Source organism: Mycoplasma bradburyae (assembly GCF_024339025.1).
Lineage (GTDB): Bacteria > Bacillota_I > Bacilli_A > Mycoplasmatales > Mycoplasmoidaceae > Mycoplasmoides > Mycoplasmoides bradburyae.
In genome coordinates, this window is sequence record NZ_CP101415.1 from 16,644 (window position 1) to 30,495 (window position 13,852).

Consider the following 13,852-nt stretch of genomic DNA (forward strand, 5'->3'; position numbering starts at 1 on the left):
TTTTAAAAGAATAGCAACTATATTGCTAAAATTATTTTCAAAATAAATTGCAATCAGTATTAATAGGAAATATTTAGAAATAAAAATCTTAATAGTTAACTTACGATATAAAATTTAATGTTCTAAATAGATTTCTCTAATCTCAGATACCTAAAGTATTGCAAATCAATAATTCTTATTTTTATATTCTAATTACTGTTTTATTGTTGATTAAGATCAATCGACAATAAAACAGCTTTTTATTTTATCTATCGAACAATTAACTAGTAAATAAAAAAATATTGAGGCATTACCTCAATATTTAACAAACTTTTTAAGGTTAGATGCTATTCTGATTTAGAATAGTGTTCGTTTTTGATTTCTTCAATCTTTTTATCGATTACTAATAAATCTTCAGACATCTTAAAGGCGTTAAGAAGATCTGCACATTTCTTTTCTTCTGCTATTTGGTCTTCAATGAAGTATTCAATGAAGTTGTAAGTAGCAAAGTCTTTGTTCATAAATGCTACTTCAGCAATTTCATTAACAGCAGCGCTTACATTTCTTTGATATTCAGAAATAGCTTCTAGAATTTGTAAAGGTTCATTAGAATCAACAACCTTAGGAACCATTAATTCATTAGTTCTTATTCAAGCTTGTCTTTTTCTTAAATATTTTTCGATTGTTTGAGCGTGCTCTAATTCTTCTTTAGCTCATTCATACAATAATGAACTAAAATGATCCATCCCATATTCATCAATACGAGCTGAATATTCAAACATTAATGCAGCTGTCGCTAACTCTTTATTATATTGGTTGTTTAATAATTTTCAAACGTTATTATTCATTTATTTATCCTAAGATAGCAAGAAACATTATTAATTAATTATAAATTATCAATTATTAAAAGAGAAAATAAAATAAAGTTATTTAATATTAAAATTAATTAAAATAGCGTCATTTTCAAATGCAAACAAGAAAATTACAAGAGTTTTTAATAAGTTCTACAACCTTACTAAGAGATACAATCAAGAATAAAAAAGCCATTTTACCACTAAATGGTGGCGTTTTTGCTTTTGTATTAGCGAAAATAACTAAAATCGCAATTGGTAAGAATTTAATATGTATTTACATTGATAATGGAATGATGCGTCATAATGAAGTTGCTAATAAGATCAATTTTTTTAGAGAAAAACTTGATCTTGAAGTATGACACATTGATGCTAAAGAATTGTTTTTAAATAACCTAAAAGATGTTTATGGTTATGAAGAAAAACAAAAGGTTATCAATGATACCTTTCTAGAAGTTTCTAAACAGACAATTATTGATATTAATCAGCAAATTGATTTTGCTTTATTAGGGACATCTTTTGATGACCCTAATCAAGGGTTAAATATATCTAAAGCGTTAGATAATAAGGTTTTAATCTTTGAACCATTAAAACAATTAACATTACAACAAGTTATAGAGATAGGAAACTTGTTGAATATCGATCAAAACTTCTTGAACGAAGAATTATTCCCATTATCTGGATTTGGTTTAATGGTCGAAGATGAAATAAGAGAAGAAAAGATTTTAATCCTTAAGAAGGTTTATTATTTAATCAATACAATATTAGGTGAGAAGGCACAATCTAGTTTTGATATCAAAATCAGGGATGATTTTGAAACTAAGGATCGATTTAATCTTTATATTGAAACTAAAGAACAAGTTGCTGAAGCGACAATAAAAAAAATAAAAGACCAAATTAATGGTCTTTTACCTAATGTTAAGAAGATTTTTATTAAAATCTAGATTTCTCTAATTTGGGAAACAATTAAAGGGTTACGATGTTTATTCCGTCATACATAGAAGCGACAGCTTTCGTGTATGATTTTTTTAAGCTCAGCTAAAGAATAATTTTGGTTTTTAGCTAAGTATTCATTACCTTTAGATTTAATTTCGTAAGCAATCTTCGTCATTAAACCATGGCTTTCTTTAAGATAAAAACATCCACTAGATTTTAAATCAGGTTGAGTTTTAATTGTTTTGGTAGCTTTATCAATTACGACAGTAATAGCAAAGATTCCTTCTTCAGACAACACCTGTCGAGTATTCATAATTCTTTTTACATTAGGCGAAACACTTTTACCTTCAATAAATGATGGTTCGGCATCTAATGTTTCATTTGTGTAATATAATTGTCGATCAATTAAATAAACCATTTGACCATTTTTATGTAATGCTACATTTTCAGGGTCAAAACCACATTTTTTAGCTAACCGTTTTAATGATGCAAACATCTTGTATTCCCCGTGGATTGGGAAAAGGTATTTAGGTCTTAATAAAGATAACATTAATTGAATCTCTTGCATTGTAGCGTGACCTGAAGCATGAAGTTTTAAAGAAGGTGAGTTTTCATAAATTGAAATACCTTCTTCTTTAGATAACTCATTAAGCAATCTTTCAACAGCAGCATAGTTACCTGGAATCGGGTTAGAAGACATAATGATTGAATCAGTCTTCTTTAATTGAATTCAAGGGTGTCTTCCGCTTGCAAGCATGTTTAAAGCAGCTAATTCTTCACCTTGAGAACCAGTACAGAAAATCATAATTTCATTATCTGGGTGCTTCTCAACATATCGAGATTCTACAATGTCATCATCTTTAAGATTAATATAACCAACATCTCTAGAAATAGAAACGTTATTATCCATTGATTTACCTAATAAACAAATCTTACGACCGTGTTGGATGGCTATCTCAATAACTTCACTTATTCTAGTAACATTAGATGCAAACGTTGATAAAATAACTCTACCATTAGCATTCTTAATAATATTTTTAATATTATCGTAAATCTCTTTTTCAGAACTTGAAAATCCTGGTACTTCTGCGTTAGTGGTTTCAGTCATAAACACATCAATACCTCTTCTGCTCATTTCAACTACTTTATGAATATCTAATTCTTCATTACCAGCATTGAAATCGAAACGATAATCACCACTTTCTACAACATTCCCATTTGGAGTTTGGATACAAACACCAAAAGCATCAGGTATCGAGTGACATACTCGATAAAAATCTATTTTAAAGTGCTTAGTACTAAACTGAGAATCGTCATTATAAGTAACAATCTTATATTTATTAAGATTGTGGTGTTCATGAAGTTTCTTTTCAATTAATTTAGTAGCCATTAATGGCGCGTAAATTACAGGAACACTTACTTCTTTTAATAAGTAAGGGATTCCTCCAATGTGATCTTCGTGTCCGTGAGTAATAATTAGTGCTTTAATCTTATGTTGATTAGCTTTTGCATAAGCAAAATTAGGAACAATTCCATCAATTCCTAACATCTCAACAGACGAAAATTTGATACCGCAATCCACGATAACTAACTCGTCATCGTACTCGATACCATACATATTTTTTCCTACTTCTTCTAACCCACCAAAAGCGAAGATTTTAGTGGGTTTTTTATTAGGATCAATATCTTTAAAATCCTTAATCATTTTTATTTATTATTTATGTTGTTTTTAATAAGTAATTAAATACTTGTGGTTCTACATTTATAGAATTAATTTAATTATAAATATATTTTTATCTTTTGAGAAAAATTATATGTTTTGGATTGAACTAATAAGTTAATTAATATCCTTAATAATTGAACAAAATAAGGATAATTGATAGCGCAACCAGATTTTTTAAATATTGGTTTAAAATACCTGTCTTTTATCAATAAAGGTATATAATATAGCTCAACATAAATTTATATATATATAAATATTATGTTGTTTCATATCTAAAAACACCTTTTAAAGGGACTAAAATGAGAAGTTTAAATATTCTTACAAAGTCATGGGATTATGGAACAGCCATTACTGAATTTGGAGCAAATTTTGTTTTAAGTTTTTTGATTTTATTTGTCTTTTTAATTATTAAGAGCAAGAAGATTGAAAATAAGTTAGTTGTTTCTACCATGTTTGTTTTGGTGGTATTCATTAGCGTGATAGCTACCTGAGCATGATCTAGAATCCTTACAGATTCTTTTCCAATTGTGTATTTGAATCCAGTAAATGTTGTGTTTGACGCAATCGTGCAAATGATCAACTTGAAGAATTCTAAGACAAGCAATTGAAGCGATTCATTAACTGGGCTAGGTTATATATTGCCTATGCAACTTGCTGGAATCTTAGCTGGTTTTGTTTGCTTTTTTATCTTTTATTTGATTGTTACAAAAAGCAAGCAAACATATCTTACCAATGTAGCTTTTAATCAAATTCTTTTCAAGAATTCTGAAGAAAAAACTAGTCATTATGCTTTCAAGGATCTATTGTTTATAGTTATCTATACTTCAGTTATTCCGTTGATTGTTGTGATTAATCCAGTCTCTTCAGGACTTAGAAGAATTGATTATTTATTAATTACGACGTTAGTGCTGTTTGTCATCATTTATTTATCTTCTTTCTTTAACTTTTATACGTTTGATATTTTCTTATCATTTGGGTTTTCTTTATTTTCAACAATCTTTTTATTAATGGATAAAACTCAAGATAAACAAGAAGTTAAAAAAGAACTTAAGAAAACGTGATTACATTTTGCTATCTCTTTTGTAATCACGTTTGTAGTAGCAATCGCTATTGCATTTATTATTTATCAAATATTTATTCAAGGAAAACACCGTGTCACCATCTAGAAAATTTAAGAAACTATTCAAAGCATTAAGAATTGGTGTGCTTGCATTCATTCCAATTACAACCATTGCTTTAAATAGTTGTTATAACGAAAAAACAAAGGTTATATCAACCCCTGTATCATCTATGGATGATAATAATCCTTCTGATAGCCAACCAGTTACACCAGTTAATCAAAAGTTTGGTATCAACCTAGCTAGTTTTAGCAAACTAGATAATGCTACTAACTTATTAAAATGAAAGAATCCTGAATCTAAAACTTCTGAAATGGAAATAGGCAATATTCTCAAGAACAAATTTCTTGAGAATAATCTAGAAATCAAAGTTGATGATATTAAGAATATCTTAATGAAGGACTATAAGGTAGATCAAAGTGATCTAGATAAATATAGTTTCTCAATTAAATATAATGAAGTTTTTTATGATCGTAACGATCCAGATCGATTGATCGTTCCGATTCAGCTTTTAAAAGAAGTTGTTATCAATAACAAACTAACATTATACCAAGGGCATGTTTATAAGTTTGTTATGGAAGGGTTTAAGCACGATAAGAAGTATGAGAGATTTGAAGGTTACAAAGCTAAACTTCAAGAATTCAAAACAGCTCATCCGATAGTTTCGATCAATATTGGTGAAACAAGTATTGGGGATTTATTGTTTGCGTCAGAAGCTGCACTTAAGAAGTTGTCAATTGATTTTAAGGATTTTGAAGAAAGGGGGCTTTATCAAAAAATATCTGATGAAGAGAAGATAAGTAAGGCTAATAAATACAGATCAACTAAAAAAGCAGAATCTGTATACAGCGCATTTGTTAAAAGTGTAAGTATCTCTAACGACCTTAAAAAACTGCACTTTGTAGTTAGATTAGCTTATGGTTTTAGTTCTTATCAATGAAGCAATGACTTTAATTCTTACGGAGAAGATATTAGTTTTGATCAAGATATTACTAAAACATTAACTAGTGATGATTATAAGAAAATCGCCTTAAGTTATTTAGATATAAATCTTAGGGATTTTTCACCAGTAACTAACTATGATTTTGTTAATTTTGATGCTAAAGATTTCTATCCTTTTTCTAAAAATAAAGATCTAATTAGTTTTAAGATTAATGAAGCAAGTAATGTTTCAATTGAAAACAAAAATGCTGAGTTTAGACTTAAAACAACTTCTTCTATTGATCAGCTTAACAATCTAGATTTAGATACAACTTATGGTGTTAAAAAACACGTAAATATATTTGCAGATCCAGAGATTACTAATTCTAATAAAACATATAACTTACATATTGGCTTACTTACACAAAACCAACTTTCTAAAATAACTACTGATCTATATACTTACTTAAATAATACTAGTGTAATCAGTGGAGGTTATGGTGAAATCAGAGGATTTTATGCTGGTAAGAAAACTCCTGCACAACTTCACCTTGGTGAAGACGTACTAGTTAAAGCGCATTCATTATTAAAAGCACCAGTTAAATCTGAAGTAATCAACGTGTTTGAAAGAAGAACTAATAAAGTTGGTGAAGGTGTTGGTACATCTGTTATCCTTAGAATAAAATCTGAAGATTTAAAAAATGCTGTTGATAAAAATACTTACGAAGACTATTTTGCATCATCTAAATACATCTATGTAGAAATAATTCACTTAGATGCTGAATTAACAAGACAACAATTAAATAATATCCTTAACAAGCGAGGTGAAGTTAATAGGCAATTAACTTGAACTCCTAAAACTGGTAATAGAGATTGATACCTTGATATTAGCCCGTCAAATCCAATTCCATTAGAACCTAATGATACTTTTGCAGTGGTTGCCGAATCTGACAATAACGGTGGATGAATGCCGCATGCTCACATTGATCTTTTGAGAGATAGCATGTTGATTGCTGATCCTAATGGTTATGTTTATTCTAACGATACAAATCACTATTTTTCAGAAAGAAATATTGATAGAATAAACAGTCCTTCTACTAAACCATTCATACAAGTTCCAGGTGTTGTATTAAAAGCTAAAGATACAGCATACTACAAAACGGATGCTAATGGTAATGAAATAACTGAAAAAGTAGAAAATAAACAATCTAAAGTTCTTGTCAAAGGCGATGAATTCATCAACCAAAACATCAATATAGAAGAATATGAAACTAGAGGTCTACTAGACCCAAGCTTATTATTCGCTTTCAAAGACGAAAACACATATATTGCTAGATTAAGAGACTTTTTTAAAGACTCATACCCAACAGAATTAGATCTACAAGATTAATAAAACATAAAAATATAAGATATAAACAAAGAAGTTGTTGCCATCCCAACAACTTCTTTTTATATTGCTATTCTTATAAAACTAATAGATATAATCAAACCTTTATTAATCTCGGATTAATATCTTTAAAAAGTCTTGAAAATAGAATTTGTTATAATCCATTAATAGTAATTTACTTTTAGTTACTTAGATTTAGTGTTTAATTTAATTAAGAGTGTTATTAGATCATTTAAGAAAGCTAAAGTAGCTTTAATAAGCTTAACGTTTTTAATCTTTTTATCATCGTTAACTTATTCTTTACTTGATAACACAAATAAGAATTTAGAAAGTTCATATGCCCTTGTTAATCAACAAGGGGATGCTGCTGACTTAGTGATTAATGAAAAGTATGATTTTGGTACATTACAATACGATTCAGAACCATCGGTAATCGGTCAAAATCCAGATCTTTCAAATACCAGTAAAGTAAGAATCTATTTATCCCAGGAATCAATAACTCCTTATTTAAACAACATTATTAAGAATGATAAGGATAATACTTATTCTAAGTTAATTAATTACGAACTTAACTTAAGCAGCAACCTTAACAACGAACAAAAAATCGGGATTGTGCAAAGCGAACTACTAGCCGCTTCTAATCGTTTAAGACAAAAACTAGAAACCGATCCAAATGCCAAGATTGACAAACTCTTAAACGATAAGAATATCAATTTTGAGCGCTATGAATCTTTAGATGTAAGTGAAGGTAATCTTCAAAAAAAGATTATTCGCAACAACAATAACTACAAAGTAAATAAACTTGTATTATACGAAGGTCAAAAGATTAGTGACTTTAGGTATGATTATTATGAAATCGTTGATAAGTTTATTAAATTAAAAAATGAATTTAATAAACTTCCCAACAATGAAAAAAGAAAATTAATAACTACCAACCAAGATCTTAAAAAGATCTTGGAAACATTATTAAAAGGTGTTGATGAGCAAAGCGCTGATGCCAACTTATTAAAGTTTGTTCAAGCAGCTAAAAAAGTAAGCGGTAACAATAAACTTGATGATAGCGATTATGCTAGAATAGAAGAATTTATTGATACAGAAACCAACCCAATAAACAATAATTGAAGCTTAAATTTTCAATGGAAATATCAGATAGTTCCATTAAGTATTAGATTAATTAATCCAACAAGTTACTTTGCGATCGCAGCTCCTGGTAACTGAAAGTTTGATCAATTAAAAGATCATAAACAGATCTTTACTAATCAAAATGTTATTCAAGAATTGTTATCTCTTAATGGTGAAGCTTTCATTAATAAATTCAATAAGATTGAAGATAAATACAAGATCCAAATAGATCAGACAAAATATCTAATCCTAGGAGTAGGTATTACGCCTGATTTAATTTATCCAATTTATAGTTTTACGAATTTTATCCCTAACCCTGCCAATCAGAGATTGTATTATGTTAATGATCTTGGATATTCTAGATTAAGAGAAGCTTTTAGTACTAACCCGATAGAAACTAATATTGTTGCACGATTTGCCGATCGTGATCTAACAAGAGAACAACAAAAAGTCATTCTTGATGAAATCAATCAATGAGCTTCAATTAACATGTCATGGCCACCTAACTTAAAGGCGGCATACTTTTCAGATGATCTATCTAATATTTTAAACTTATCAGCAGCTAGAACTAATTTCATTCCTTCATTATTAAATACGATTCAAAAAACATCATTAATGCTAACAGCTATTATCATATTGTTAGCATTAATGGTAGGTATCTTAATAGTTAAAAACTATATTGAAAAAAACCGACAAACGCTAGGGATTTTGTTAGCCAATGGATTTAATAAAACTAAGATCAATTTATCAATGGCGATCTTTAGTTTTATTCCATCTTTAATCGGTGGTATCGTTGGTTATACTTTAGGATACATCTTACAGCAAGTAGCTATTAATGCTTTTAGTAGTTTCTGATTTATACCAGTAGAACTAAGAAAGTTTAGTGCGACAGCACTATTAACAGCTTTCTTCTTACCAGTATTAATTTTTGGTATTACTAGTTTTTTAGTGTCAGCTTACTTAATGCGTAAAAATGTTGTTGATTCACTTAAGAATGATAGTGAATACAAAGTAAGTAAGTTATCGGTTTATATTAAAAAACCGATAAGCATGATGTCTGTAATGGATCGGTTCAGAATATCCATAGCTTTTAACTCAATGTGAAAGCTATTTATATTATGTTTATTATCATCAGCCACTATGCTTGTATTAATTTTTTCATTATCAACTATTAATGTTTATGAAAAAGCTAAAAACAACACGTTTGATGCTAATAACTATAAATATTATGTTGATTTGGCTACGCCAACTCAACAATCAGGTTTAATAAAATATCAAGAATTTAAAGATCTAGGTAAAACTGATGAAATCTTACCAGGTTGGGAAAATCAATCAGATTACTTCTTAGCAAATTCTAGAACTGATAAGAATCAAGCGGGTTGAGCTAACCTACATATTGTTGGTTTGAGTGATATTATTGATCAGAATTCTAAAATTACATACCTTAAGAACTATGTTCAATCCAAAATAGGTTTGGACTACTTAATAGGGATCGGAATATTAAGTGCCAACCCTTGAAGTTTATCAAGTTCATTAATGCCTTCTAATCAGGCGGCCGCTTCAGAAAAATCTAATCAGATTTTTTTAAGAACAATAGCTAATCATGAGTATCCAAAGTTAAAAACTTTGGATGACAACGATCCTAGCTATTACATTAAGTTGGTGTATAACCCTCAACTTAATAGGGCTGTTTATGCAATAAATGAAAAGCAAGCTTTAAGTGGTGGTGTGTTGAAACCTGAGTTTATTCATTTCTTAATTCAACAATTTGAAAACATAGCTAACAATACCTATGATTTGATCGATTACAAGATTACTTATAACCTTATAGGTTTAGATCAAAAAACTATTGGTGATAGCAAAAACAAACAATCGCCTAAATATGCATACACAAGAATTGATGTAAGGACCAAGGATGATAAAAAATTAGAAATCAAAGGAATTAAGAATTGAATTAACACCACAGATATCAAAGAAGTTGATAAACAAAACTACCTAGGACCGATTCTGTATAATGATGATAAAGTCATCATTAATCAAGAGTTGTTTAAGAAATATGATTTTAATCCAATAATCATTAATTCTTATGTAGCTAAAAGTAATGATTGATATGTTGGAGATGAAATCGAGTTTATGATTACCAACCGCGTTGATCGAATATCAGATAAACTAAACATTATTGATCATGATCAATATGTTAAGAATCAAAATGTAAAATTTAAAATAATCGGGATTTCTAGCTCTGCTAGAGATAATGAAATATATACTTCTTATGATTTAGCAAATAAACTCCTTGGATTTAGTGACTTTGAAATACAACAGCAATTGCCTTTTAATGGTTATTATTCAGATGATCTAGATGCGTTTGAAAAATCGACTCCATTGTTTTCGGAATCAGGATTGTTCCCATCTACTTCTAATTTTTCAGATGATAATAAGCAATTACAAAAAATTATTAAGAACAGTATTAAGAATTTTGAATCAAGTCTTAAACCAGTTGTTCGTTATGAAGATCTATCATCTAGTAAAAAAGCACATGTAAAAGATTATAAGGCTTTGTTGGTTGCCTTAGGTGAAGTTAAGAATATTGATGATAACAACTTCCATAAATGGACGTTGTTAAAAGACACCGATCAAGATGTTGTTAAATACATCAAGAAATTAGTTAATGTTTATGGTTCTTTACCATACAACACGATGATTAATTACTTGTATAATAGTAGCTCTAACAAGACGATATTTGAAAACATATCTAAGACATCATTAACAATTCAAAATGTAATTATATCTATGATTGTACCGATTGTTACCTTGATTGTTATCTTGATTTCTAATATGTTGATTGATGAACTTAAGAAGATCGCGATCAGAATGAAAGCCCTAGGGTTTTCTGATCGCTCAATCATCTTATCATTCTTATCAATTTATATCCCTGTGTTTATCTTTGGGTTACTAGTAAGTGGTCCACTTTCATTAATTCTGGTTAATATATATAATTTAATTATCTTGAAATCCGCCTCGATAGCATTGTTTACAACCATTAACTTTGGACATGTTATAGGTGCTTTATTAGGTGTTATGGGGATTTTCTCAATATCATTCTTTACGAATTGATTTACCCTTAAGAAAATGAAAATAGCTCAAGAGATAAAAAACTATTAGCATTAGCTTTTATCATTCATTACTTTTACTTATTTATTAATAATAATTTTTATATATACAGGAAAATACAGGCTTGAAGAATAACAATTTAAAACCATTATCTAGATATGAATTTAATAAAAAAGCTAAGTTAGAATTCATAGCTTCTAACTTAGAACTTACCAACCAAAAACTAAGTGATCATACTGGGTTGAATATCAGAACAGTTCAAAGATATAAAAAACATATTAAACAAAATAATGGTTTGCATTTCAAAATATCACATGGAAATAAGAACCAAAACAGAACTAAAAAGATAACCGATCAAGAGATCCAAAAGATCTATAAAGATTATCTTAATTGCTGCAAGCAATTAAGTAATTCTAAGCAATCAACTAAAAACTTAAATATCCTGGAATACTATAACTTATATCTTGGTTCTGATTACAAAACCAAGATCTCATACCATTATTTAATCCAAAGATTAAATAATCAAGGATTAAGATCTGTTTATCGAATAAAAACCAAACCTAACACTAAAAGTAAATGTAATAAAAACATTAGTTTATCTATTAAGGTTATAGAAAACCAAATTAATGAATAAGGAATAATTATTTATCTATTGTTTTGAATAAAACCAAAAGGTTTATTCAAAACATTTTTCATATTTGGTTAATATCTAAAATTGGTTAGTTTTATAAGAAACTAATTATTTTAGATCAAAAATTTTATGTATGACAAAATTTACCTTAATTAGAAATAAAATAGGTTTATAATAAAAATACTAATAAAGATTAATTGAGGTTATCTTAACCATGGATCGTGCTAAATTTTTAAAAATTTCATCCTTTATGGGATATGCGGTTATTATACTTTTCTTGTTTGTTGTTATGCCTGTGTATCTTAGTATTATCTTCAATTTAATAAAAGTTAATAATCTATTTGTTGATGATTTTTTTTCAACTCTTACTACTGTTTCAATTACTAAGTTACGTTTAACTAGTTTTATAGATAATTACGTTGCCACCTTAGTAATATCTTTATTTTTCATAATTTACAACTTAATTTATTTAAGAAAAAACAAGAATACTTGATTAGCAAGTTTTTTCCCATTCTGTTTTAAAGAATTAAAAACTTCTAGCACTTTTGCTTATAAAATGAAGCCTGGTTCTTATTGAACTCTTTACACTTTTTTAATCTTATCTATTTTAGCGATAGCATTATATCAACTACACTGAAACGTTGCAACTAGTTCTAATTTAATTGTTGTAACTATGATTAATATTATTTTTCTTGTCGTTATTTGCTGCCCATTAATTTCGTTTATTATTATCATAACAACCTCAGATTACAAAACAGCCAAATTAAACAAATCTAATTCCATTGAAACAAAAACTAACGATCGTTCTATGAACGTTAATAATAACAAATAAAGACAATTATTAATCGCGCTATAAGCATTAATTTCTAATTACGAAATTAATGCTTTTTTGTTGTTTATAGTAACCAACTTTTAGATATTTTAATGAGGTTGTTATGGCTTTATCTTTTTTATTCTGATAATTAAGCTTGATTAATATGAAACTTATAAAAAGTCATAATTTATCTTTTATTGCCGATCGATTTTAATGCTGATAGTCTAAAATTTATGTTTTATTTAATTAATAATATTTATAGAAAAATTAATTATTTTAGATTAAAAATTTTATGTATGACAAAATTTACCTTAATTAGAAATAAAATAGGCGTATAATAAAAATAATAATAAAAAACAATTGAGGTTATCTTAACGATGGATCGCGCTAAATTTTTAAAATGTTCGTCTTTTTTAGCATACACGCTAATTGTATTTTTCTTAATTGTTATGGTACCTTTGTATATCAATATTATTCTAGATTGAACAAAGGTTTCAGCGATATTCAGCATAGATACTCCAGAATATATAAACAAAGGTTTATCAGGTGATAATTTACTTATAGCTAGATTTATAGAAAATTACGTTGGTACTTTAGTAATATCTTTATTTTTCATAATTTACAACTTAATTTATTTAAGAAAAAACAAGAATACTTGATTAGCAAGTTTTTTCCCGTTCTGTTTTAAAGAATTAAAAACTTCTAATACTTTTGCTTATAAGATGAAGCCTGGTTCTTATTGAACTCTTTACACTTTTATAATCTTATTTATTTTAGCTTTAATGGGTTTCCAACTATTCACAGTCATTGCGGTTGACTATAGATTAATTATTCCGATGATGATTAATATTATTTTTCTAATCGTTACTTCTTGATCATTATTCTCGTTAATTGTTATTATAACAACCTCAGATTACAAAACAGCAAAATTGAACAAGTCTACTTTTATTGAAATGAAAACTGATATTGAAATTAAAACCGAATCTAATTGTTCGGTAAATGCTGGTATCAATAAATAAAGATAATTATTAATATCACTATAAGCATTAATTTCTCGTAACGAAATTAATGCTTTTTTGTTGTTTGTCTTAACTTAACTTTTAGATATATTAATGAGGTTGTTAAAAATTATGTTTTTATTTTATTAATTAAGTTTGATTTATATGAAGATTGTAAAAAATCATAATTTATCTTTATTGTTCTTTGGTTTTAATGTTGATAGATAAAAATTATGTTTCATTTAGTTAATGATATTTATG

General features: G+C 27.8%; 9 protein-coding genes. 7 read left to right on the top strand and 2 right to left on the bottom strand.

The features are described 5' to 3' along the window. Positions 1-326: 326 nt before the first annotated feature. Complete coding sequence (locus NMG77_RS00065) at positions 327-827, bottom strand: ferritin-like domain-containing protein (protein ID WP_255034673.1); 501 nt, start codon at positions 825-827, stop codon at positions 327-329. Between the two features lie 119 nt (positions 828-946). On the opposite strand from NMG77_RS00065, the gene NMG77_RS00070 reads away from it, so the two are divergent. Continuing rightward, positions 947-1,774, top strand: coding sequence for an adenine nucleotide alpha hydrolase family protein (locus NMG77_RS00070; RefSeq protein ID WP_255034674.1), 828 nt, complete (start codon positions 947-949; stop codon positions 1,772-1,774). Here NMG77_RS00070 and NMG77_RS00075 read toward each other — a convergent pair. After that, positions 1,771-3,471, bottom strand: a complete 1,701-nt coding sequence (locus tag NMG77_RS00075) for a ribonuclease J (RefSeq protein ID WP_255034675.1) — start codon at positions 3,469-3,471, stop codon at positions 1,771-1,773. The two genes, NMG77_RS00070 and NMG77_RS00075, sit on opposite strands and share 4 nt — an antisense overlap. Before the next feature lie 317 nt (positions 3,472-3,788). On the opposite strand from NMG77_RS00075, the gene NMG77_RS00080 reads away from it, so the two are divergent. The 6 genes from NMG77_RS00080 to NMG77_RS00105 all read left to right on the top strand — a co-directional run bounded on the left by NMG77_RS00080 (position 3,789) and on the right by NMG77_RS00105 (position 13,612). Next, positions 3,789-4,655 carry an MAG4940 family membrane protein gene (locus NMG77_RS00080; protein WP_255045845.1) on the top strand — a complete coding sequence of 289 codons (867 nt, stop codon included), beginning with the start codon at positions 3,789-3,791 and terminating at the stop codon, positions 4,653-4,655. Continuing rightward, positions 4,642-6,918, top strand: coding sequence for an MSC_0775 family lipoprotein (locus tag NMG77_RS00085; RefSeq protein WP_255045846.1), 2,277 nt, complete (start codon positions 4,642-4,644; stop codon positions 6,916-6,918). The genes NMG77_RS00080 and NMG77_RS00085 overlap by 14 nt, the downstream gene beginning before the upstream one ends. A 195-nt stretch (positions 6,919-7,113) precedes the next feature. Then, positions 7,114-11,199 carry an ABC transporter permease gene (locus tag NMG77_RS00090; protein ID WP_255045847.1) on the top strand — a complete coding sequence of 1,362 codons (4,086 nt, stop codon included), beginning with the start codon at positions 7,114-7,116 and terminating at the stop codon, positions 11,197-11,199. A 73-nt stretch (positions 11,200-11,272) separates the two neighbouring features. Then, entirely contained in the window at positions 11,273-11,782 is a 510-nt protein-coding gene (locus tag NMG77_RS00095; protein WP_255045848.1) for a hypothetical protein, read from the top strand. A gap of 211 nt (positions 11,783-11,993) precedes the next feature. Further along, positions 11,994-12,611, top strand: coding sequence for a hypothetical protein (locus tag NMG77_RS00100; protein ID WP_255045849.1), 618 nt, complete (start codon positions 11,994-11,996; stop codon positions 12,609-12,611). A 431-nt stretch (positions 12,612-13,042) separates the two neighbouring features. Then, positions 13,043-13,612 carry a hypothetical protein gene (locus tag NMG77_RS00105; protein ID WP_255045850.1) on the top strand — a complete coding sequence of 190 codons (570 nt, stop codon included), beginning with the start codon at positions 13,043-13,045 and terminating at the stop codon, positions 13,610-13,612. Positions 13,613-13,852 lie beyond the last annotated feature (240 nt).